The organism is Pseudomonas sp. P1_F1_2, from assembly GCF_056405815.1.
Window position 1 is genome coordinate 25,682 of record NZ_JBFUBK010000028.1, and the last position, 22,410, is coordinate 48,091.

27 protein-coding genes are annotated in these 22,410 nt (G+C 57.3%); 22 read left to right on the forward strand and 5 right to left on the reverse strand.

Annotation, left to right across the window (positions count from 1 at the left end; all coding sequences use genetic code 11):
• The first annotated feature begins 3 nt into the window (after nucleotides 1-3).
• The 21 genes from AC1D2P_RS10900 (at nucleotide 4) to AC1D2P_RS11000 (ending at nucleotide 17,745) form a co-directional block, all read left to right on the forward strand.
• Entirely contained in the window at nucleotides 4-1,314 is a 1,311-nt protein-coding gene (locus tag AC1D2P_RS10900; RefSeq protein WP_477757672.1) for a phage portal protein, read from the forward strand.
• A complete protein-coding gene (locus AC1D2P_RS10905; RefSeq protein ID WP_477757671.1) occupies nucleotides 1,311-2,018 on the forward strand; it encodes an HK97 family phage prohead protease in 708 nt (235 codons plus the stop codon). The genes AC1D2P_RS10900 and AC1D2P_RS10905 overlap by 4 nt, the downstream gene beginning before the upstream one ends.
• Nucleotides 2,019-2,027: 9 nt before the next feature.
• Nucleotides 2,028-3,281, forward strand: a complete 1,254-nt coding sequence (locus AC1D2P_RS10910; RefSeq protein ID WP_477757670.1) for a phage major capsid protein — start codon at nucleotides 2,028-2,030, stop codon at nucleotides 3,279-3,281.
• Nucleotides 3,282-3,335: 54 nt separating this feature from the next.
• Nucleotides 3,336-3,563: a hypothetical protein gene (locus AC1D2P_RS10915; RefSeq protein ID WP_477757669.1), complete on the forward strand. Its 228-nt coding sequence runs from the start codon at nucleotides 3,336-3,338 to the stop codon at nucleotides 3,561-3,563.
• Between the two features lie 2 nt (nucleotides 3,564-3,565).
• Nucleotides 3,566-4,042, forward strand: a complete 477-nt coding sequence (locus AC1D2P_RS10920; protein WP_477757668.1) for a head-tail connector protein — start codon at nucleotides 3,566-3,568, stop codon at nucleotides 4,040-4,042.
• Nucleotides 4,042-4,377, forward strand: a complete 336-nt coding sequence (locus tag AC1D2P_RS10925) for a phage head closure protein (RefSeq protein ID WP_477757716.1) — start codon at nucleotides 4,042-4,044, stop codon at nucleotides 4,375-4,377. Before AC1D2P_RS10920 ends, AC1D2P_RS10925 begins: the two co-directional genes overlap by 1 nt.
• Nucleotides 4,370-4,813 (forward strand): HK97-gp10 family putative phage morphogenesis protein, encoded by a 444-nt coding sequence (locus tag AC1D2P_RS10930; protein WP_477757667.1) that lies wholly within the window; start codon nucleotides 4,370-4,372, stop codon nucleotides 4,811-4,813. Before AC1D2P_RS10925 ends, AC1D2P_RS10930 begins: the two co-directional genes overlap by 8 nt.
• Complete coding sequence (locus AC1D2P_RS10935; protein ID WP_477757666.1) at nucleotides 4,813-5,178, forward strand: DUF3168 domain-containing protein; 366 nt, start codon at nucleotides 4,813-4,815, stop codon at nucleotides 5,176-5,178. Before AC1D2P_RS10930 ends, AC1D2P_RS10935 begins: the two co-directional genes overlap by 1 nt.
• 86 nt (nucleotides 5,179-5,264) lie before the next feature.
• Nucleotides 5,265-5,990: a phage tail tube protein gene (locus AC1D2P_RS10940; RefSeq protein WP_477757665.1), complete on the forward strand. Its 726-nt coding sequence runs from the start codon at nucleotides 5,265-5,267 to the stop codon at nucleotides 5,988-5,990.
• Nucleotides 5,991-5,999: 9 nt separating this feature from the next.
• Nucleotides 6,000-6,362 (forward strand): phage tail assembly chaperone family protein, TAC, encoded by a 363-nt coding sequence (locus tag AC1D2P_RS10945; protein WP_477757664.1) that lies wholly within the window; start codon nucleotides 6,000-6,002, stop codon nucleotides 6,360-6,362.
• 29 nt (nucleotides 6,363-6,391) lie between these two features.
• Complete coding sequence (locus tag AC1D2P_RS10950; RefSeq protein ID WP_477757663.1) at nucleotides 6,392-6,670, forward strand: phage tail assembly protein T; 279 nt, start codon at nucleotides 6,392-6,394, stop codon at nucleotides 6,668-6,670.
• A 3-nt stretch (nucleotides 6,671-6,673) separates the two neighbouring features.
• Entirely contained in the window at nucleotides 6,674-9,442 is a 2,769-nt protein-coding gene (locus tag AC1D2P_RS10955; protein WP_477757662.1) for a phage tail tape measure protein, read from the forward strand.
• 9 nt (nucleotides 9,443-9,451) lie between these two features.
• On the forward strand, nucleotides 9,452-9,781 hold the full coding sequence (locus AC1D2P_RS10960) for a phage tail protein (protein ID WP_477757661.1): 330 nt from the start codon (nucleotides 9,452-9,454) through the stop codon (nucleotides 9,779-9,781).
• A complete protein-coding gene (locus AC1D2P_RS10965) occupies nucleotides 9,778-10,470 on the forward strand; it encodes a phage minor tail protein L (RefSeq protein ID WP_477757660.1) in 693 nt (230 codons plus the stop codon). Before AC1D2P_RS10960 ends, AC1D2P_RS10965 begins: the two co-directional genes overlap by 4 nt.
• A 2-nt stretch (nucleotides 10,471-10,472) precedes the next feature.
• Nucleotides 10,473-11,282: a C40 family peptidase gene (locus tag AC1D2P_RS10970; RefSeq protein ID WP_477757659.1), complete on the forward strand. Its 810-nt coding sequence runs from the start codon at nucleotides 10,473-10,475 to the stop codon at nucleotides 11,280-11,282.
• Between the two features lie 59 nt (nucleotides 11,283-11,341).
• Nucleotides 11,342-11,689, forward strand: coding sequence for a hypothetical protein (locus AC1D2P_RS10975; RefSeq protein WP_477757658.1), 348 nt, complete (start codon nucleotides 11,342-11,344; stop codon nucleotides 11,687-11,689).
• A 56-nt stretch (nucleotides 11,690-11,745) separates the two neighbouring features.
• On the forward strand, nucleotides 11,746-12,345 hold the full coding sequence (locus AC1D2P_RS10980) for a tail assembly protein (RefSeq protein ID WP_477757657.1): 600 nt from the start codon (nucleotides 11,746-11,748) through the stop codon (nucleotides 12,343-12,345).
• Nucleotides 12,342-15,551, forward strand: a complete 3,210-nt coding sequence (locus AC1D2P_RS10985) for a TipJ family phage tail tip protein (protein ID WP_477757656.1) — start codon at nucleotides 12,342-12,344, stop codon at nucleotides 15,549-15,551. Before AC1D2P_RS10980 ends, AC1D2P_RS10985 begins: the two co-directional genes overlap by 4 nt.
• Nucleotides 15,552-15,554: 3 nt before the next feature.
• A complete protein-coding gene (locus AC1D2P_RS10990; protein WP_477757655.1) occupies nucleotides 15,555-16,466 on the forward strand; it encodes a hypothetical protein in 912 nt (303 codons plus the stop codon).
• 386 nt (nucleotides 16,467-16,852) lie between these two features.
• Complete coding sequence (locus tag AC1D2P_RS10995; RefSeq protein ID WP_477757715.1) at nucleotides 16,853-17,182, forward strand: tail fiber assembly protein; 330 nt, start codon at nucleotides 16,853-16,855, stop codon at nucleotides 17,180-17,182.
• 11 nt (nucleotides 17,183-17,193) lie between these two features.
• Nucleotides 17,194-17,745, forward strand: coding sequence for a glycoside hydrolase family 19 protein (locus tag AC1D2P_RS11000; protein WP_477757654.1), 552 nt, complete (start codon nucleotides 17,194-17,196; stop codon nucleotides 17,743-17,745).
• A 69-nt stretch (nucleotides 17,746-17,814) separates the two neighbouring features.
• Here the strand turns inward: AC1D2P_RS11000 and AC1D2P_RS11005 are convergent, their stop codons facing one another.
• The 5 genes from AC1D2P_RS11005 to AC1D2P_RS11025 all read right to left on the reverse strand — a co-directional run bounded on the left by AC1D2P_RS11005 (nucleotide 17,815) and on the right by AC1D2P_RS11025 (nucleotide 21,185).
• Nucleotides 17,815-18,168 carry a hypothetical protein gene (locus AC1D2P_RS11005; protein WP_477757653.1) on the reverse strand — a complete coding sequence of 118 codons (354 nt, stop codon included), beginning with the start codon at nucleotides 18,166-18,168 and terminating at the stop codon, nucleotides 17,815-17,817.
• An 829-nt stretch (nucleotides 18,169-18,997) separates the two neighbouring features.
• Nucleotides 18,998-19,207: a hypothetical protein gene (locus tag AC1D2P_RS11010; protein WP_477757652.1), complete on the reverse strand. Its 210-nt coding sequence runs from the start codon at nucleotides 19,205-19,207 to the stop codon at nucleotides 18,998-19,000.
• Nucleotides 19,208-19,510: 303 nt separating this feature from the next.
• Entirely contained in the window at nucleotides 19,511-20,068 is a 558-nt protein-coding gene (locus AC1D2P_RS11015; RefSeq protein ID WP_046027104.1) for a Smr/MutS family protein, read from the reverse strand.
• Between the two features lie 74 nt (nucleotides 20,069-20,142).
• The gene (locus tag AC1D2P_RS11020) at nucleotides 20,143-20,463 is read right to left on the reverse strand and encodes a hypothetical protein (protein WP_046027103.1); all 321 of its coding nucleotides are present in this window, start codon (nucleotides 20,461-20,463) and stop codon (nucleotides 20,143-20,145) included.
• Nucleotides 20,464-20,594: 131 nt separating this feature from the next.
• Nucleotides 20,595-21,185, reverse strand: a complete 591-nt coding sequence (locus tag AC1D2P_RS11025) for a cysteine hydrolase family protein (RefSeq protein WP_477811424.1) — start codon at nucleotides 21,183-21,185, stop codon at nucleotides 20,595-20,597.
• Nucleotides 21,186-21,424: 239 nt separating this feature from the next.
• Between AC1D2P_RS11025 and prmB the strand changes: the two genes are divergently transcribed.
• On the forward strand, nucleotides 21,425-22,333 hold the full coding sequence (gene prmB, locus AC1D2P_RS11030; protein WP_046027101.1) for a 50S ribosomal protein L3 N(5)-glutamine methyltransferase: 909 nt from the start codon (nucleotides 21,425-21,427) through the stop codon (nucleotides 22,331-22,333).
• Nucleotides 22,334-22,410 lie beyond the last annotated feature (77 nt).

Here is a 22,410-nt window from a genome sequence, read left to right on the forward strand (position 1 = left end):
GACATGAATCAAAAAATGAAACAGCCAGGCCGACTGAAGAGTGCGGTGATCAGGGCGCTGGGCGGCACTCCTATTTCTCTTCGCGATAGTACGTTCTGGTCGGCTTTCTATGGCACAGACTCAGCATCCGGCAAAACTGTAAGTCAGCAAACCGCTCTGCAGCTTTCCACAGTCTGGGCTTGCGTACGGCTTATTTCCGAGACGATCGCGACCCTGCCCATTGCTCTTTACGAAAAAAAGGGTGGGGATTCGGTAATCGCTGAACAACATCCCGTCCATCGCGTCATCAGCGGTATCCCGAACGCCGATCAGACCCCGGTGGAGTTCTGGGAATGTGTGCTGGCGAGCCTGCTCATGAATGGCAATGCTTTTATCGAGCCGCATATGAGTGGCGGCTCAATCATCAGCCTCGAGTTTCTCCTGCCGCAGAACATGTCGCCGCCTAAACGGTTGTCCGACGGCAGCATCGAATACCGTTATGTCGGGTTGGACGGCAAAACTCGCGTACTGAAAGACGAAAAAATCATGCACATCCGGGGCTTTGGCACCGATCCGTTGTGTGGTTTGAGTCCGCTTGCGCAAGGGCGCAACGTGTTTGGGGCGGCGATGGCAGCTGATGAGTCGGCAAGCAAAATGTTCGCCAATGGAATGAAGCTTGGTGGAGTTTTGACCACTGACCAAATTCTGCAGAAAGCGCAGCGAGAGGACATTCGGGCCGACATGATCGCCCAGTTCGCCGGCTCCGTTAATGCCGGGAAAACGATGGTCCTTGAAGCCGGTATGAAGTACCAACAAGTGTCCATGACCCCAGAAGATGCCCAAATGCTTCAGACCCGTGCGTTCAACGTAGAGGAGATCTGCCGTTGGTTCAGGGTTCCTCCATTTATGGTTGGGCATACGGAAAAAACAAGCAGCTGGGGGACTGGGATCGAGCAGCAAATGATTGGCTTTCTGACGTTCACGTTGCTGCCTTGGATCAAGCGCATCGAGCAGAGCATTAACCGCTGGCTGCTAAAAGCGAATGAGCGCCGTGTCTACTTCGCAAAATTCAACCCTGAAGGCTTGCTACGGGCTGATAGCGCGGCGCGGGCAGCCTTTTATTCGACCATGACTCAGAACGGGATCATGGACCGTGACGAATGTCGCGAGAAAGAAAATCTGCCTAAGCGGGGCGGCAACGCGGCAGAACTGACCGTGCAATCGAACATGTTGCCGATCGATAAACTCGGTGCCGACCTGGGCAGCTCGCAGAAGGCGCGCAATGCCCTGATCGATTTTCTCCGTGATGACAAACCAACAGGACCATCCGAATGAACCGAAAAGACAAGTCGGTAGCGGTGAAATACCGCTCGTTCGATTACGACGTAAAGGCTGTCAGCGATGACGGCCTTTTTTCTGGCTACGGTTCAGTGTTCGGCGTGATCGACAGTTACAACGAGGTAGTCGCACCAGGTGCATTCCTCGACTCTATTGCCGAGCTCAAGGCTAAAGGGCGAACCCTGCCTGTTCTCTGGCAGCACCGAACAGCGGAGCCCATCGGTTCCTGGTCGTTGGAAACTCTGAAGGAAGACGCCAAAGGACTGTTTGGTGATGGCGAACTGTGGATGGCTGATGCGCCGTACGCGCGTATCGCTTATCGCGGGATGAAATCCCGCTCCATCACCGGGCTCTCGATCGGCTACTACGTACGCGAATCCAGCTACGACGAGAAAACACGGATCCGGACCCTGACCAAGCTCGATCTGGTGGAAATTTCCATTGTGACCGTTCCGGCTAACGACGAAGCGCGTACCGACACGATCAAGTCGAAACTGGCCCACGGTGGCCTCCCAAGTCTTCCCGAATTTGAGTTGCTCCTGCGCGAGGCAGGCTTCTCGAAAACTCAGTCCGCGGTGATTGCCAATCGCGGCCTGCAGCATCTGCTCCGGAGTGAGTCCGTGGGCGACCAGGCTGAAACCCAAGTTGCCAAGGCACTGCATGCGCAGTTGAGCCAAGGCCTGTCTCTCCCATCGTTTTGAGGATTCACCATGCATAACGCAATGAGCAACGAGGCTCGCAGCGAGCACCGCCAATTTCAGCGTAAAGAACGTGCTGATGATCAGCTGGAACTGAAGGACGTAATGGATGCGCTGCAAAAGCGTGACCAGGACATCAAAACTTTCGCCGAGAAAGCCGGCGAAGAAATCAAAAGCCACGGCAAAATCCTCGACGACACCAAGACCATCCTCGATGGTCTGACCAAGTCGGGCCTGGACTTGCTGGATCGTCTCCAGGAGGTCGAGCAGAAATTGGCTCGCCGCGGCTCCGGCGGCGGCGAAGAGGTCAAGTCTATTGGTGAACAGTTCACCGACGGCGACGATTTCAAAGGCCTGGCCGAGAAGGGGCGTGGTGTCGCTCGGATGCGCCTGAAGGCGGTAACCAGCATCACCAGCGCAACCACCGGCACCGGCGGCGTTGGTGTGGCCATCGAACCAACTCGCGTACCGGGCATTATTCAAGGACCGGATCGCACTTTCACCATCCGTGATCTGATCATGCCGGGCCGCACCAACTCGAATGCAATCGAGTACGTCCGCGAATCTGGCTTCCAGAACATGGCGGCTCCGGTTGGCGAGACTTTGGCGAAGCCTCAGTCCGACCTGTCGTACGAACTGATCACCACCACCGTGAAGACCATCGCGCACTGGTTCCGAGCCTCCAAGCAGGTGCTGGCCGACGTACCGTTGCTGCAAAGCTACATCGACGGCCGTGCGATCTACGGTTTGAAATACGTCGAAGAAAACCAAATTTTGGCCGGCAATGGCACTGGCCAAAATCTGCTCGGTTTGATCCCGCAGGCCACAGCATTCAACGAAGCCCTGCGTAAAGACGGCGATACCAAAATTGACCTGCTGCGCCGAGCCATCTTGCAGGTGCGCATCGCCGAGTACCGTGCCAGCGCTATCGTTCTGAACCCGGTTGATTGGGCCGACATGGAGCTGGCCAAGGACAGCACCGGTAGCTACATCTGGGTCAACGTGCAGGAAGGTGGTCAGCCTCGCATGTGGCGTCTGCCGGTTGTGGACACGAACGCCATGCCGCAGGGCGAGTTCATGGTTGGCGCTTTCGATATGGCTGCCCAGGTCTTCGATCGTGAAGACGCGAACGTCGAGGTTTCGACCGAAGACGCCGACAACTTCACCAAAAACATGGTGACCATCCGTGCGGAAGAGCGCCTGGCGCTGGCGGTGTACCGTCCGCAGTCGTTCGTCCACGGCCCTTTCACTGACCCTACGCCATAAAGGCCGCGGGCAAACGCTGAAGGAGAGGCCCGGGCAACCGGGCTTTTTGATCTGATGACCGATATCAAACTGAAAACCATCAAGGGCTTCGAGTGGCGCGGTGCTTACACCCCGCCAAAATCGGAAATCGAGGCCTCAGAACTGGACGCCCGCGAGTTGCTGCGCAACGGACTTGTCGAGGATTACAACGTGAAATCTGCTGAGCCGCCAGAAAACAAAAAAGCTCCGGAACCGGATAACAAATCGGCGCCGAAACCCACCACCAAGAAAAAGGCTGAGTAGGCATGAGCGTGATCGACATTTCCGTTGGCATGGAGCATTTGCTGGCCGAGCCAGAAGATGAGGCCATGGTTCAGATAAAGCTCAATGCGGCTGAAAAGTCAGCTGTCGTGTATCTCCAACGCCAGTTCTTTGTCGATCAGGCTGCACTGAATGCCGCTCGCGCCACGGTGCCGGCGGCAATCACCCAGACCCGCAGCGATTTTGAGGCTGCAATAGCGGAAGCTAGCCTTATTGAAAACCCTTGTGATCGCGCAGAGGCTATTGATGTGGCTACTCACAATTTCAAGGAGGCGCGCGACGAGCTGAGTCGAATCTCGCGCGGAATCGTGATTAACGACGCGATTGTTGCGGGCTGCCTACTGATACTCGGAAATTTATATGCGAACCGGGAGGATGTTGTGATCGGCACGATTTCTTCAGAGCTTCCAAAAGGCTCCAGCTCGTTGCTGACGCCTTACCGCATTGAAATGGGTGTGTGATGAGGGCCGGCGGGTTGCGGCACCGGGTCACCATTCAGGCGCTGAACTTGGTGCAAGATCCTGAGTCCGGCGAGATGATCACAGACTGGGTAGATGTCTGGACTAAAGTCCCCGCGAGATTTGAGTACCTGAATGGTCGCGAATTGCTGGCAGCCCAAGCAGTCCAGTCTGAGGTGACCGCGCGGATCACGATCCGATACCGCCCGGGAGTCCTGGCAACAATGCGTGGGCTCTACCGTGGCGAGATCTGGAATTTCACCAAGCCATTGCCCGATAACGATTCGGGGCTTGAGTCGCTGGTGATTCCTGTATCAGCGGGGGTGAACGATGGCTGACTGGGTGAGCTACAAGCTGACCGGCGCCGATGAATTGTCGGCCAAGTTCCGCGAGCTATCCCAAGGCATGCGTACCAAGGTTGCGGTCCCAGCGGCAAAGGATGCGATGGAGTTGGTCATGAACGAGGCGAAGGATCGCGCGGACCGCATCGATGACCCCGCCACTCGAAACCAAATTTCCAGCAACATCGCAATGATCGAACAGAAGAAGCTCGGCGAGGAACTGGGCGCGGCCATTGTTTCGGTCGGCGTGAAGAAGTCGAGGTCAGGCCAACGCGGCGGCAACACCTTCTACTGGTGGTACGTCGAGCTTGGCACTGAGCACTCTGCGTCGTTTCCGTTTATGCGCGGCGCACTGGCAAGCAAGCGCGAGGAAGTCTTCAAGGAGTTCCTCAGTTCGGCCAAATACCAGTTGATCAAGTTGGGGGCGAACTGATGGCTGCACCAATTTTCAAAGTCTGCGCGGCGGCGCCGGCGGTGACTGCATTGCTCGGTGCATCGCCAGTCCGTCTTTACCCATTCGGTGAGGCGCCTCAAGGCGTGGCCAAACCCTATGCTGTCTGGCAGGTCATCAGCGGCTCACCGCTCAATTACGTCAGCGGGCGGCCTGACACTGATCGATACGGACTGCAGGTCGATGTTTACGCCGATACCGGCGCTGTGGCCGACCAAGTCGCTGCCGCTATCCGTCGCGCGATTGAGCTTCAAGCTCACGTGACCGGATTCAATCTGGAGGGAAAAGATCCCGCCACGAAAAACTATCGCAAGAGTTTCGATGTTGCCTGGCTGGTGAGTCTGTAGCCGGAAACCAGAAAGAACGACCCGCTCCGGCGGGTTTTTTAATGCCCGCCCAACAGTGATTTTCCAAGAAAATCGGGGAGTATCAATTGACCATTAAGACCCAAGGCACCGATCTGTACACGATCGATCCGGCGACCAACACCATCCTCGAGGTCGGCTGTTTCACTTCGTTGGACGGCATCGACACCACGATCGCGCAGATTGAAACCACCTGCCTGAACAAAAAGTCTCGCACCTATGAAGCTGGCCTGGGTGAACCAGGTTCAGCGTCGTTCGGTATCAACATCGACCCGCAGAATGCTGCTCACATCCGACTTCATCAGTTGAAAACCGCCGGCACCACGCTGGTCTGGGCTGTGGGTTTCTCTGACGGCCGCATCAATGACGAAGGTATTCCACCAACCGTTGCGGCCATCCACGGTGTTTCTGCGTTGAATCTCACCAATGCTGGTACTGGCTATACCAGTGCTCCGACTGTTGCCATCACTGGCGGTGGCGGCACTGGTGCGACGGCAACTGCCACCGTCTCGGCTGGTGCTGTGACCGGCTTCACCATCACGAACCCGGGCTCGGGTTATACCAGCGCCCCGACGGTCGCACTCACCGGCGGTGCTGGCACTGGTGCTGCTGCAACTGCAGTGGTGAACGACGAGGTCGATTTCAACCTGCCCACCACCCGCACCTGGATCACCTTCGAAGGCTACATGAATAGCTTTCCGTTCAGCTTTGCTCTGAACGACGTGGTGAAGTCGACCGTCGGCATTCAAGTGTCTGGCGATCCTGTTCTGGTACCGAAAGTCATCACCCCGTAAGGACACCTCATGGAACTTAGCATCAGCTCACTGAAAGCCGCCGGCGCCTTCGTCGCGGCGCCGGTCAAGAAAGACATTGCGTGGCACGACGCCGACGGCAAGCTGCAGAAGGCATCAATCTACGTTCGCATTGACTCTTTTCATACGCTGACAAAGCGCTGGGAAGAACAGCGCGAAGGCTCGGATGCCACGGCGCACCGGATTGCGGCCAGTGTTTTTAACGAAGCTGGTGAGCCAGTCTTCACGGTTGAGGACATTCTCGGCTCCGAGGAGTCCGGTCATGGTCCGCTTACCGCTGAACTCACCATCGCTCTGCTGGCGGCCATTCAGGCGGCAAACGGTGTCAGCAAGGAAGACGCAGAAAAAAAATAGAGCCCGCCGATGAGTTCTGGCATGAGCTGGTGCTCAACGGCATTGGCGGGCGATCAATTGCTGAAGCGAAAGCCAGCCTCACTTATCCAGAGGCTCTTTCGTGGATGGCGTACGTCAGACAAACGGGCTCACTGAATCTCGGAAAGCGCCTCGAGCAGGGTTTTGCCTTGCTTGCCACCGTGCTCAATCGTGTTAACGGCGGCTCCGCTGAGTTTTCCGACTTCCTTCCCGATCGAGAGCCAAGGCCTGAACCGGCCGAAGCAACGGCGGACGACATTATGCGGTTGCTGCAATCGGTCAAGAGGTGATTTATGGCGGTTGATTCACTTGGCCAACTGACGGTCGACCTTGTAGCAAACACAGGCGGCTTCGAGAAGGGAATGGACCGGGCGCAACGCGCGCTCAAGTCTGCAACCAAGGAAGCCACCTATCAGGCTGGCCAGTTGGATAAGTTGGTAGGTCAGATTGATCCGGTGGTTGCAGCCTATGGTCGCCTGGACAAAATGGAAACCCAGTTGCGCGAACACCGCGCGGCCGGGCGCTTGGACGATGTCGACTTCAAGGAATACCTCACCAAGCTGACGGAGCAACGGAATGCCCTGACTAAAACCGATGCGGTCATGCAGAAGGGCGACCAGTCAGCGAAAGCTTATGCTGCAGCCCTGCGTAATGTGCCCGCACAGTTCACGGACATTGCTGTTTCCATCCAGGCGGGCCAAAACCCGTTGACGGTGTTGCTGCAGCAGGGTGGACAGCTCAAGGACATGTTCGGCGGCGTTGGGCCGGCGGCCAAAGCTTTGGGCGGTTACGTCGCTGGGTTGGTCAATCCGTTCACTGTGGCCGCTGCGGCGGGTGCCGTTCTGGCCTTGGCCTACAAACAAGGTTCCGACGAGGCGACCGCGTTTCGCACCTCTCTGGTTCTCACCGGCGGGGCTTCGGGCGCAACGGTCGATTCGCTGGGTAGCCTCGCAAGAACAGTTAGCGCTACCACCGGTACCGTGAGTGCCGCCGCTGAGGTCCTGAACCGACTGGCCGCGTCGGGGAAGATCCCGGTCGAAAGCTTCGACAGCATTGCAATTGCTGCGTTGAAAATGCAGGAAGCCACCGGCAAAGCCGCGACGGAAACGGTTGCCGACTTTGAAAAGCTGGCCAAGGATCCGGCGAAGGCCTCGAAAGAGCTGAATGATCAGCTTGGTTACCTCACGGCCAGCACCTACGCACAGATCGCCGCCTTGGAGCAGCATGGCGACCGTCAGGCGGCAGCCAACCTCGCAGAGTCGACCTACGCCGAGGCGCTGAAATCCAGAGCTGACAAGATTATCGACAACCTTGGATTGGTTGAGTCCGCTTGGCACCTGGTGAAACAGGCTGCGAAGGAAGGGTGGGATTCCATCCTCGATATCGGTCGCGAATCGACGCTTGATGAAAAGCTGAAAACGCTCCGCGAACAGATGCAGGCAATGACCCGTGATGGTCGCAATGCGGCCGTTGAGGATCCTTTCCGCTACGAGCAAAACCAAAAAGACACCACCGACATTCTGGTTCAGAAGAGTGAGGACGAGCGCCGGGCCAAAGCCAAGGCGCAAATTATCACTCTTGAGAAGCAGTCCATTGCTGCCCAGGACGCGCTCAATCAATCGCTCAAGGACACCGCGCCGAATGCTGAGAAGCTGAAACTTCGTTATGCGGAGATCGAAAAGCAGGTGACGTCTGCTCGGCTGAAGGGAAAAGTTTATTCGGAAGAGCAGGTCAAACAGCTACGCGATGCCGCGGCAAAGCAATTCGAAGACCCGAAAGCGCCGAAGACACCGAAGGCAAAGGCTTACACCGAAGACGCCGGGATGCGCATGCTCGACGGTCTGCGGGAGCAGTACGCCGTTTTGCAGGCTCAGGACGCTGCCTCGCTGAAACTGAATCAGTCCCAGCAAGCCCTAGCGAAGTGGGCGCAGCAGATCGCCGATATCAAAACCAAGCAGGTTTTGACGGCCGATCAGAAGTCGCTTTTGTCCAGCGAGGCGTTGATCACTGCGCAACTGAAACGAAACGCTTCTCTGGAAACAGAAGTTGATCTGCGGAAAAAGGCAGCGGAGGAAGCGAAGAAGTTGCTCGCGTTCCAGGAGAACCTGAGTAGCCAGCTTTCCAGTGCCCAGACGGGGCTGAACAACAGCCTGGCAGGCCAAGGCTTGGGTGAGCAGCAAAAGCAGCGGTTGCAGGAGCAACTGAGTATTCAGCAGTCCTACCAATCGCAACTTGATCGTCTCGAATCGCAGCACAACAAAGGGCAGGTTAGCGACAGCCTATATACGCAGGAAACGGCGGCATTGCAGTCGGCGCTCAACGAGCGAATGACCATGCAGACCAAGTATTACGACGATTTGGATGCCGCTCAGGCCGACTGGTCATTGGGTGCGAAATCCGCTTATCAGGACTATTTGGAAAGTGCCAACAACGTAGCCGCGCAGAGTAAAAGCCTTTTCGCCAATGCGTTCAGTTCGATGGAAGACGCGATCGTCAACTTCGCCATGACGGGCAAGCTATCGTTCGCTGACTTCGCCAAATCGGTGTTGGCCGATATGGCTCGCATTGCGGTTCGCCAGGCCAGTTCGTCGGCGCTGAGTGGGCTCTTCGGTTTGGCTAGTTCTGCCGCCGGCGCTTACTTCGGTGGCGGCGCTCAGAACGTCGGCTCCGCAGCATCGGCCAGCGGGTACTCCACCACGGGTTACGCCGGCGCTTACGGCTTCGATGATGGYGGCTACACAGGCAACGGTGGGAAGTACGAGCCGGCCGGTATTGTCCACGGTGGCGAGGTGGTTATCCGCAAGGAGGTTGTCGATCGGCCAGGTATGAAAGATTACCTGGTTAGCTTGAACAAGCGGGGTTACGCGGACGGTGGTTACGTCGGTCTATCCGCTGGCTCTGGATCGCAAGGCGGAGGCGGAGAAACTCCGATCATCGTCAACGTAGACGCGCGAGACAGTGGAGCTTCCGGTGTTGACCCTGTCCGCCTGGCAGAAGCCATCAAGGTTGTCTGCCGTCAGGAAATCGCGACTGCTCGCCGTAACGGCGGGCAACTTGCATAAGGAGTACCCATGCTGGAGTTCACTTGGCTGGCCAGCTATGACGCCACCAAAACTGTTACCCCGACTGTAAAGGTCATTAAATTCGGGGATGGCTACGAGCAGCGCCAAGGGACTGGTATCAATCGGAAGCCTCGACAGTTTTCTCTGGCGTTTACGAGGAAATCCTCAGAAATCGACGCCATTGAAAGCTTTCTCTCTGCTCGAGGCGCACTTGAGTCTTTCAAGTACACCCACCCCGGCCAATCAGCCGGGGTTTTTGTTTGTCGTGAGTGGAAGCGCACTGACGTTTCCTTCGGCATTTGCGGTTTGTCAGCAAATTTTGACGAGGTTTACGAATGACGGCTCTTCAAGGTCAGCTTTCGCTGGCAACAGGCCTGTCCATCTGGGAAGGCTTTGAACTGATCCTGCCTGACCAGACTATTCGTTTTCACGCCGGCACCAATGAGGTGCTGGGGACGGTAGTGTGGAAAGGGTTCCTCTATACGCCATGGCCGATCAATGCCAGCGAGTTCGCTACGCCAAGTCAGGGCTCACCGGCTCGGCCGAAGCTTCAGGTCGGCAACTTCGGTGGCACGATCTCTGCGCTCTGCCGGCAGTACGAAGACCTGCTGGGTGCCAAGCTCAAGCGGCGCCGTACGCTGGTCAAGTACCTGGATGCAGTGAACTTCGCCGCCGGGAATCCGACAGCCAACCCGGCTGAGGAATACCCGGTCGAGACCTGGATCATCACGCGCAAGGCTTCGGAGAACTCGGCGTCGATCGAGTTCGATCTGGGGTCGCCGCTCGATCTAACTGGCGTCAAGCTTCCTCGGCGCCAAGTGATCGCCGGGACTTGTCTCTGGGCTTATCGGTCAGGTGAGTGCGGTTACGCCGGCGGCCCTGTGGCGGATTACCTGAATTACCCAACCGGTGATCCAGCAAGGGATCAGTGCAGTCGCACCATGAAGGGCTGCAAGTTGCGCTTCGGTGAGCTCGCAGAGCTCCCCTTCGGCGGCTTCCCGGGTATTGCCAATGTGCCGAGGCTTTGATCATGAGCGAACTGTTCAATAAATGCCGGTCTGACGCCGAGGCCCATGCTCGCGCCGAGTATCCGCGCGAGTCCTGTGGTTTGGTCGTCAGTGTCCGTGGCAAACCACAGTACGTGCCGGGCCGGAACCAGTCGGACGAGACCGATCACTTCATCCTGCACCCCGAGGATTACGCGGCTGCCGAAGACCTGGGCGACATCGTCGTGATCGTCCATTCGCACCCGGATGTCGGCCCCGAGCCGAGCCTGCATGATCTTGCCAGCCACGCGGTAAGCCGAACCACCTGGTGGATCGTTGGCTTGGTCAATGGTGTGGCTACTTGGCACGAGATGCCGGCGAGCGGCGAACTGGCACTGGAAGGACGCGTCTTCGTCCATGGTGTCATCGACTGCTACACGCTGGTCCGTGACTACTATCGTCAGGTGCTCGGCATCACGCTGATGGACTTCCACCGCAAGGATGATTGGTGGAACAACGGCGAGAACCTGTACGTCGACAATTTCACCAAGGCCGGCTTCATTCAAGTCGATACGCCGGAGCAGGGTGATCTGATCGTCATGGCCATCGGAAGCCCGACACCTTGTCATGGCGCGATCTGGCTGGACGGCGACGTGCTGCTGCACCACCTCTATGGTCGGCTCAGCTGCCGCGAGGTCTACGGTCGGGCGTACCGCGAGTGCACGACCCACATCCTTCGCTACAAGGGAGTTAAAGCCCACGATGAAGACAGGCGAACGGTGAAAGACTGCGCAAAGCGGTTTGTTGGTGTTGAAATGCCAACTGAGCCATTCCCGGGAGTCACGCGCTTGTAGGCCCTGTCTTTTTTCGCGCCTTCCCTGTTAGAGTCGCCAAAACACATGGAGGCTCAGCAATGCGGAAAGTCATTACAGCCCTGGCGCTGATCGCGCTGGCAGGGTGTACAACTCCGAGCGACCTATTGAAAGGAGAGCCCACAATCTCCAAGGTAACAGCGAAGGACCCCAAAGCGTTCGCCTTATGCGCTTATCCCGAGTGGCAGGAATACCAATCCACCTCCACGATGAGTGAAACCACTGATGGTTATCGACTCGTTTCTGGTAGCGATATGAATGGGCAGACGAACGACGTGCTCGACATCAAACGTTCGACGAGCGGAAGCACAGTAAAGCTTTATCAGCGAATGGCCTGGCAACAGATAGGTCGTAGCAAGGTAACCGAATCACTCAATCGCTGCCTGTAGACAGGGCAGAACAGATCAACCGCCTACGGGCGGTTTTTTATTGCCCGGAGAAAAGTATGCGCGCTGCCAATGAAAAGGGAATGACCAGAATTTTGCTCTCCGGCAGTCTCGCAAAAGCTTGTGGGCGCGAACACTTTAAAAAACTCGAAGCCGGCACTACTAGCGAGGTGTTGAGCGCGCTAAAGAATACTGTTGATGGCTTCGAGGACTTCGTCCGAGAGTCTGCACGCAAGGGACTTCGTTACGCCATATTCCGCAACCGGGAGAATGTTGGTGAGGATCGATTCACACTGAGTGGGACGACCGAGATCCGAATCGTCCCTATAATTTCGGGCAGCAAAAGCGCCGGACTTTTCCAGACAGTTCTGGGCGTGGCCCTTATCGCTGCATCGTTTATCCCGTTGCCAGGGTTTCAGGCTCTGATGCCTATCGGTATTGCACTGGCGCTGGGCGGCGCAGTGCAGATGCTCTCGCCCACACCTAAGACCTCCAGCCAACAAGAACAAGCCACCACCGAAAACAAGCCGAGCTACCTGTTCAACGGCGCATTCAACTCGACCCAGCAAGGCCTACCGGTTCCCATCGTCTATGGGCAAATGCTGGTGGGTTCAAGTGTCGTCGGCGTAGGTACGTGGGCAGAGGCGATTCCGGCATGAGCGAGCTTATTGAAGGTCGCAAGGGCGGGAAGAGCGGCGGTGGCGGAGGGTCCGCAAGAACGCCTGTCGAGGCGCCGAACAGCCTGCGCTCGCGTCAACATGTCCGCACCCTGCACGCGATCAGTGAGGGTGAAATTAACGGTATCCCTTATGGCGCCATGGGGATTTTTTTCGACGATGTGCCGCTGCAAAACCCTGACGGAAGCTTCAACTTTTCCGACGTTATTCTTGATTACCGTTACGGGACGCAGTGGCAGCCCTACATGCCCATGACCGGCCTTGAGGCTGAGCAGACAATAGGGCTTGAGCTCAAGGCAGGGGTTTCGGCCGAGCGCGCCATCACTGACACCGATGTGGACGCGGTCCGCGTGACGGTCAGCACCCCACAGCTTTCCACTCAAAACACCCAAAACGGCGACATGACCGGAGCAAGAGCCGATTTCCGCATTGAAGGGAAGGTTGGTAGTGGCGCCTGGTTTGCGCTGTGTGGCGACCTGGCGATTGATGGCAAGACCATGAGCCGCACGCAGTTTTCGTATTACATCCGTCTGCCAGCCTCTGGCGGCTCACCGCGTTACGTCCGGGTTACCCGGCTCACGGCCGATTCCGTCAGCTCTGCACTCCAAAACCGTACCTTCTTCGACAGCTTGACGCTGCTGTGGGACGAAAAACTGCGCTACCCCAACACCGCCATGGTTGGCATCTCGATTGATGCACAGCAGTTTTCCAGCATCCCCCGCATGGCGTTCATGGTTCAGGGGATCAAGGTTCTGGTGCCGGTCAACTACGACCCGGCCACCCGGATCTACAGCGGATCGTGGGATGGCACGTTCAAGCGCGCCTGGACGGATAACCCGGCCTGGATCTGGTACGACATGCTGACCAATACCCGTTACGGGCTGGGCGGCCTACTCGATTCGACCCTGATTGATAAATACGCGCTTTACAGCATCTCGCAATACTGCGACGTACTGGTTCCAAATGGTTACGGCACAGGCGGCTATGAGCCTCGCTTTACCTGCAATATGGCGCTGACCACCCAGCAAGACGCATGGAAGCTGGTCAATGATATGGCCTCCGTATTCCGGGCGATTTGTTTCTGGGCGGGCGGTACGCTGACGGCTGTGCAAGATGCGCCGCGCACCAGTCGGTACCTGTTCAACAACGCAAACGTCGTCGGTGGCGAGTTCAGCTATCAATCCGTAGCGTCGGATCAGCGTTTCAACGTTGCGGCTGTCACCTGGAACGATCCTTTTCAGCAGTACAAGCAGTCGGTCGAGATTGTCGAACGTCCTGAACTGATTGCCAAATGGGATCGCATCCAGCAGACCGACGTTGTCGCCGTTGGCTGCAGGTCGCGCGGCCAGGCACGTCGACTTGGTCGCTGGATCCTTTTCGCCGAAAGCGAGGCGGTAACGTTCGCCGTCGGCGCTGACGGGGCAATCCCTTTGCCCGGCGATATCATCGACATCGCCGATGCCAATCGCGGCGGCGCTCGCAATTCCGGCCGATTGTTGGCCGGCAGCACAACCACAACCTTGCTCCTTGACGCCCCGCTCGGGGTCGGCGGAGCTGGCGTGATCAGCGTCATCCTTGCCGACGGCAGCTATGTCGGCCGAAGCGTCACAGTGTCGACGGGTGTAACTTCCGTGGCTGTCTCGCCGGCATTGCCGTCTGCGCCACTGGCGTCGGCTCCCTGGGTCTTTGCCGGTGCCGCACTGGACACGCAGAAGTTCCGGGTCATCGGTATTACCGAGGGTGACGATGGAACCTATGCAATCAGTGCTCTCGCCTACGATGCCGACAAGTTCAACGAGGTGGACTTCGGGATTCCTGATGTCGATGCCCCAACGAGCATCGTCAACTTGGCAGCACCGGATGCCGTCGGCCAACTGACCTTCCTTGAGTCGCTGTATGACACCGGCACCGGGCTCGCCGCGGCCAGACTCTCGGTCAGCTGGACTCCTTCAGCAAGGGCTATGCGTTACCTGGTCGAAGTCCTTAAACCGGGTGGGAACTGGGAGTTCGCTGGCGAAATATCGACGCCAAACATTGACTTTGAGTCAGCGTCCGCAGGCGCATGGTCGATCCGGGTCACGCCTAGATCCGTGCTTGGCCTGTCCGGTCCTGCGTCACTGCAGAGCTATACGGCGCAGGCACTTCTGGCGCCGCCAGGGGCGCTGTCCGGTCTCCGGCTGGATGTCATCAACAGCGTCGCAACGTTGGCATGGGACCCGGTCCCTGAACTGGACGTGAAGCTGGGCGGCAGTATCAACATCAGGCAGTCGCGCAGTACCTCGGCCAACTGGGACTCGGCGTTGCCGCTGACCGAGGCGGCAGGACGCTCAACGTCGGCTGTTGTGTCCCTGCTGCCAGGGAAGTACCTGGCGCGCGCTGTCGATTCGTCTGGTGTCGGTGGTCCGATCACAGAGGTCTGGTCTGACGCTCAGGTTCCACTACCTGAAAACGTCGTGTTGACGATCACGGAGTCTCCCGCGTTTACGGGTGTGGCTGTGAATGCCTCGTCCTCTAGTGGCGTGCTGAAAATGGCGGCTACAGGCCTTTTCGACGACATACCGGATATCGACTTGTTGCTTGGGGAGATCGATAAGTACGGCGGCTCCCTGCTGACCATGACCTACAGCTTCGCGGCACCTTCCGACCTTGGCTACGTCTACGACTGCCGCCTGACGGCGAATGTCGAAGCCGTGCTGTACGACGACGGTAGCTACATCGACACGATCTTGGACTTCGATTCGATTATCAGCATCGATGGCGATCCGCCGGTTGGCGCGTCGTTATCGTTATGGGTTCGAACTTCGGATGTGTTTCCGGCGGTCTGGTCGGCCTGGAAGCCGTTTGTTGTGGGCGACTATCGCGCCAGGCTGTTCGACTTCCAGCTACGCGGTGAAGTGCGGCTCGCGACGAACTGGATCGATGTTTCGACGCTCGAAGTCGTGATCGATATGCCGGATCGGATCGAGAGCGGGAACGACATCCTGGTGCCGATTGGTGGTCTGCCAATTGTTTACTCGCCGCCGTTCAACGCCAGCCCTGCCGTCAGCCTGACAGCGCAAGGACTATCGCCTGGTGATTACCTCGATGTCACCACCAAGACCGCCGTCGGCTTTACAGTCTTCATCCGCAATTCCATCGGGGTCGCCCAATCGGGCCGCTCGATTGACTACATCTCAAAGGGATACTGACTTATGTCGCAGCATGACATGACCGTGGATAACGGGGCGGGCCTTGCGGTCCGTACCGATATCAACAACGCACTTAAAGCGCTCGCTTCGCAAAGTAGCGGAGCATCGGCGCCAAGTCCGACTTTCCCTTGTCAGGAGTGGGCTGACACCGGGACGGGTCGGCTCAAGCGTCGCGACAGTGCCAACACCGTATGGCTGGATGCTGGCATCCTTGACTCCCAAGGGGATGTCTCGACGTTAGCGTCTGCCACCGTGACGGATATCGGCGCCTCGCCATCACCTCTAATCTATATCAGCGGCACTACCACCATCACCAACCTTGGCACGGTAGCGGCCAACGTTAGGCGCACTGTCCGGTTTATCGCATCCCTGACTCTGACTTATAACGCCACGTCGCTGATTCTGCCTGGTGGCGCAAGCATCACAACCGCCGCAAATGATTCAGCCGAGTTCGTCAGTCTTGGATCGGGCAACTGGCTTTGCCTGGACTACATGCGGTCAAATGGTAAACCAGTGGCGTTTGCCTATGATCGATCCACCATCTTGGGAACGGTATCGCAAAGTTCCGGGGTTCCTACGGGGTCAATTATCGAACGCGGATCGAACGCTAACGGCTCATATGTGAAGTTCGCTGACGGGACCATGTACTGCGCACTTCTCAACCAACCGCTATCTTTCAACAATACCTCGAACATCGGGTTTACGTGGACATATCCGCAATCCTTTGCGGCAATTGAGTTCGTCGGGGTCAATGCTATCGGGACGCTTGGCGTATCGCGAGTAATCAACTCTATTAGCGCGTATGCCCGGACTAACACCCAGGCCACGGTTGGCGCTCTGAGCGTTGCGGCTTTTCTCGCCGGCGACCAGGCGGTCCTTAACTTTGACGTGTTCGCCATTGGCAGGTGGTTCTGATGAAAATTACCCTGAGCCCGCAGCGCCGGGAAGACTTCCTTTTCGCTGAAATATCGGGCGATGTGCTGATTGTAAATGGCCATGCATATGACTTTTCGAGAATGGGCAATGGCGACACTTTGCCAAGGGCGGCGATAAGCGATGAGTTCTTTGCCGGTGATATTACTAAAGGCGATGATAAATTATCCCTGACGCTGCTGCTCCCCAATCCAATCAATTACAGCCAAGAGCAAGCGTTTCCGGTACCGCTCGTTGATATCTCAGATGGCCGAGTCGCCTTGCCTTTGCCGATGCCCGATGAGGCTGGTAACTATCCGGAGCTGCCTCCGCTGCCCGAGCTTATTGGCCCTGGCGCTATTGACTGGACTCAATTGGTCACCAAGGCCATGAAAGATGCTGCGGCAATTGCCGATCACCTGGCCGCAATGAAAGCCGAGCTTGCCGCGCGCAATGCCCAGGTAGTCACCCAGATTGCGCGCATTCAGGACCGCATCAACACGATCGGTTACGGCATTGATTCCGGTGATGCCACGGAAGAGGACGAAGCCGAGCAGGCGGCGCTGATGGTCAGCATTGCGGCGTGGAAAACCTACAAGTTCGCCCTGGGCAAGGTCACGAAACAGCCGACTTGGCCAGCTGCTCCAGTGTGGCCTGTGATGCCGGCAATCCCCGTGATTGTCGCTGACCCAGAAGCTAATGCGGCGGATGCTGCGTAACGGAGAAACTCATGCCCATCACCGCGCAGCAACTGCTGCAGATCCTCCCGAACGCCCGCAGCCAAGCGGGCGTTTTTACGTCTGCGCTGAATCTAGCCATGGATCGGTTCCAGATCAACACTCGGCTGAGGATGGCGGCCTTCATCGCCCAGGTGGGTCATGAGTCGGGCCAGTTCCAGTACGTGAAGGAACTGGGAGGCGACCAGTACCTGAGCAAGTACGACACCGGTACGCTGGCCAAGCGGTTGGGCAATACACCCGAGGCTGACGGTGATGGGCAAAAGTACCGCGGGCGTGGTCTGATCCAGATCACTGGACACGACAACTACTTGGCCTGCAGCCAGGCTCTGTTCGGCGATGACCGACTGCTGCGTACGCCCGAACTGCTCGAGCAGGCCGAGTGGGCATGCAAGTCGGCGGCGTGGTTCTGGAACTCGCGGAGCCTGAACGTGCCAGCCGATGCCGGTGACTTCATCCTCATCACCAAGCGCATCAACGGCGGAACCAATGGTTTGGCCGAGCGCCAAGCGTTCTACGCTGTTGCGCTGAAGGTGCTGGCATGAACGGACGGGTCGTTAGGCTGCTGGTCTTTATGGCCGTCGCGCCGGCGGTGTACCAGGCGTATGGCAAAGCTATTGCCGCTCCCTATTCTCCTTGAGCAGTCGCTGGTTTTCTCTAAACAGGTGATCCCTCTGGTCAGACACCAGCAGGAGGCTGCGAACCTGACTGGATAGCTCTGTGTTTTCCGCCTCGAGACGGGCCGCGTTGGCGGCGCATTTTTCCAACTCCGCAACCAATTGGGCTTTGCTGGCGGACAACTCGTCATTCATCTGCACCAAGCCCCGGACGTTCTCACGAGCTCTGGCCAACTGAAGCGTGAGTTCTTCAAACTCGTTTTCATACATTCGGAGCTGGTGCCTGCAAGTCTCGAGCGGCGTCGGGCAGTCGAGCCAGTCGCTGGTGTCATCGATTTCGTTCGGATCCACGGTTAGGCCTTATCAGCACTGTTTGTATATACAGTAATCGAGGCGCGACGATTGAGCGAGAGGAGGGTGACGAGTAGCAGAATTTTGGAGGGGGTTCGCTCGGCAGGACGCCGGAGAAGGGTTGAAAACGCTGTCTAAAACTACCTCGGCCTTGCTCGGTTTCATTGGCCCGAAAGGCGCTTATATCGGGTTAGGGTTTTAGACAGCCCTCAATGCATACCGTTGAAATACAAGGCCTGTAGGCTACTTCCGTTAGTACTGCTGCATCAGTGGCGTGTTGGTGGTTTGTCGTTCGGCAGGACGCCGTAGGTGGGGTTTTCCGTGGGAAATTCTTCCCCAAAATGCAACCGTTTGGACCAGTGTTTATTGGGTTCTAAAGAGTCGCAAAAGTGCGTGGTTTTAGGTGGTGATTTCTGACTTAAGACCTTGATTATAAAGGTCTTAGGCGATTCCTATGCGGCATCCCAGGCTTTGATGCCGCAATTGACCATCTGCATTGGTGAAAGCGAGCTGGAAAGGTTTGGGATGAACCCAAAATGTAGGATGAGTTAACCCCATAGTTGGGGATATCATCACGACTGAAAGAGATTTCTCATCGGAATCGTTGGTCCTAGACCTGTCTATGCCCACTGGTGTGGATATTGCTCAGGTGCTCACACTCAATCATTCGTTTATGATGGAAACCGGAGTTTCGAGCCATGGTTAAGCATTCTCTTTTTCTTGGTGCTGTGTGTGGTTTAGGAATCTTTACCATCGGCGTGGCTATGAGCATATTTTTTATTTTGTGGTGAGTGGGATGAATACCATCCCCTCAGGTCCAGGGATCCAATCAATCCGGAGTCATGAGTACCGCGAGAGTCATCTTGATGAACTCTTCGTTCCTGTCGATGGTTTGAAGAGCGCTACGGATACTACCGCCGACCTCGGTCGCCCCACGCTGTTCAACCCAAAGCGTGAGTTCCATGATGGCGGCTTCGAGAGCGAGCTGGTTTTCGTTGATCTTGAACAGCAGGGAAGGGAGCAGGTCTGAATTCGGCATCGCGATTCCTACGTGGAGGTTTCAGCGTAGCAGCAAATTAGGAAGTGACGAACGGTAGGCAGGACACCTAAGAAAGGAATGAAGCTCGTACCAATTTTTGTACCACTGACCGTGTAAAGCAGGTTAAAACCGGGTATTCCAAAGTAAGGAAGTGCCCGGTTTCATTGGCCCTGAGTACTTTGGCTTACCCCTTTAGAATCGCGGTGTAATTCTGTTCCAGGGACATGAAACTACCTGTGGGATTTTACGCAAAGGGCAAGGGTACGGTGGCAAACACGGTGCTGCAAGAGCGATGCGACAGCTTTACTCGTCGCGACCTTCCATCATGGTGCGTTTGAGCATTACATACACTGCTCCCGCGCCGCCATGTTTTGCCTGGCATGAAGTGAAACCGAGCACCTGTGGATGCTGGCGTAGCCAGGTGTTGACGTGACTCTTGATCATCGGCCGCTTGCCGTCCAGACGCACGGCTTTACCGTGGGTGACGCGCACGCAGCGAATTTCGAATTTGGTGGCTTCGGCGAGAAAGGCCCAAAGGGTTTCTCGCGCTTTTTCCACGTTCATGCCGTGCAGGTCGAGGCTGCCCTCGAATGGAATCTGCCCGATCTTGAGTTTGCGCATCTGGCTTTCCTGCACACCGTCACGGGCCCACATCAATTCGTCTTCCGGGCCGACGTCGATGACGAACTGATCGGACAGCCCATCAACCGTGGTGGCATCAGTGCGAATGGTTGCGGCTTGACGCAGCTTGGCGATTTGCGCGCGGTCGGCCTTGGGTTTGCCGGTTTCGGCGCGATCGTGCTTGATCGGCTTGACGCCTTGGATCGCACTTTTGAACAGGGAAAAATCGTCGTCTTGCATGTCAGCCTCCGCGAAGGGCGGCCAGTTTACCCAAGTAATCACGAAACGGCCCGGCAAAAAGCCAGGCCGTCGGTTCAGTCGTGTTTTTTCATCAGGTGCGGGGACATGTTCAGCTCGCGCGACTGGCGTGCACGCCGCCGGCAGCGCCGCCACAGCCACACGCCCAGGTACAGCACGAACAGGCCGACCGCCAGAATCACTGCCGCTGCGGTCCGGCTGGCGTTCAATTCACCCAGCGCGGGTACGTGGCCAAACAGGCTGGCAGCGGCGGCCATGGCGAGCAACACACCGCAGGTTGCCAGCAATGCGGCAAACGCGGCGCCAATTCGAAAACGCCAGTTGCGTTGGCCTTTAGGCCGCAAGCGCCGAGCGTCAAAACCATCGGATAACTTCATTCCGACCTTCCTCAATGGGTATCGGCCCTTCGACCGGGAGTTGACCGGGATGTTCCTGAGGCTAAGACAATTGCGGCAAATGAGAGACTTTTGCGGATGAGCGGCAGTATTGGCCGCACATCGAGTGCCGATCAAATCAGTTCGTGAGTGAGCGCGAGGGTAGCGAAGTTATCCCCCATGATCGCCATTTCGGTCTGATGAACGTGCTCGGCAGTCAGTACGCCACCCTTGTAAGGCAAGTCGCGCGTGGCGCAGGCGTCTTCGACCAGGGTGCAACGAAAGCCCAGGTTCTTGGCGGCGCGCACCGTGGTGCTGACGCTGGAGTGGCTCATGAAACCGCAGACGATCAGGTCAAGGGCACCAAGGTCTTCCAGGCGTTTGGCCAGTTCGGTGCCGTGGAACGCGCTCGGCAGCATTTTACCGATGATGGTTTCGTCAGCCTGTGGCTCAAGCCCCGGGATGAACTCGCCACCGACGCCTTGCGGGTTAAACAACCCACCCAGCGTGCCGAGGTGGCGTACATGCACAATTGGCCGGCCGGYGGCGCGGGCAGCGTTGAGCAATTGCTTGATGTTCGCGACGGCAGCGTCCATGCCGCTCAGGGCCAGCGGGCCGCTGAGGTACTCTTTCTGGGCATCGATAATAACAAGCGTCGCATGGCTCAGATTGGCGGCTGCATAACCGCGGCCGCTGAGTTGAAACATCGTTTTTGGAACGGACATTCTGGGGCTCCTTGGAGTGGGGCTTTTGCGACATTGTCCTCTGGCTGAGCGGTTCTGTGAATCGCTACTATCGTAGGCGCCGTCTTTGCTGGCTTGCAGCCTTGTCAAGTTACTCGATTTGTTCAATAGCCAGCGAAAAAAAGGGATCGGTCCTACATCTGCTCCGGTGTTTTTCCTGCGTCGTCGTGGCGCGTTTTGGCTGTTAGAATTGCCAGTCGTTTTTTCTGGAGTTTGCCGCCGTGATCACTTCCCGCCTTCGTACCCTGCGTGACCATATCCGTTGGGCCGTCAGCCGCTTCCATGGGGAGGATCTGTTTTTCGGCCATGGGACCGACAACGCCTGGGACGAAGCCCGTCAGTTGGTGTTGGGGGCTTTGCACTTGCCGTGGGAAATTGCCGACAGCTACCTCGACTGCGCGCTGGAAGAAGACGAGCTGGTCAATCTGCAACGCTTGCTCAAGCGCCGCATCGAAGAACGCATCCCGACCGCCTACTTGCTGGGCGAAGCATGGTTCTGTGGCATGTCGTTCATTGTCGACGAGCGTGTGCTGATTCCACGTTCACCGATTGGCGAACTGATCGAAAACCGCTTCACGCCATGGCTGGGCACCGAGCCTGCGCGCATTCTGGACCTGTGCACCGGTTCCGGCTGCATCGGCATCGCCTGTGCCTACGAGTTCCAGAACGCCGAAGTGGTGTTGGCCGATCTGTCGTTCGAAGCGCTGGAGGTGGCCAATCAGAACATCGAGCGCCACGGTGTCGATGAGCGGGTGTACACCGTTCAGGGCGATGGTTTTGATGGTTTGCCGGGTCAGCGTTTCGACCTGATCGTGTCGAACCCGCCCTACGTCGATGCGGAAGATTTCGCCGACATGCCGGACGAATATCAACACGAGCCCGAGCTGGGACTGGCCTGTGGCGATGATGGTTTGAACCTGGTGCGCCGCATGCTCGCAGAAGCGGCGGATCATCTGACCGAGAAGGGCTTGCTGATTGTCGAAGTGGGCAATAGCCAGGTTCACGTCGAGGCGCTGTACCCGGAAGTCGATTTCGCCTGGCTCGATTTCGAGCGTGGCGGGCATGGGGTGTTCATGTTGACGGCGGAACAATGCCGCGAACATCAGGCCTTGTTCGCTTCCCGCGTCTGACCTGAGGGCGCCATCGTGGGCAAGCCGTGCTCCCACAGGTTTTGGGTGTGCCACATAACTTGAGCACAACATAAAAC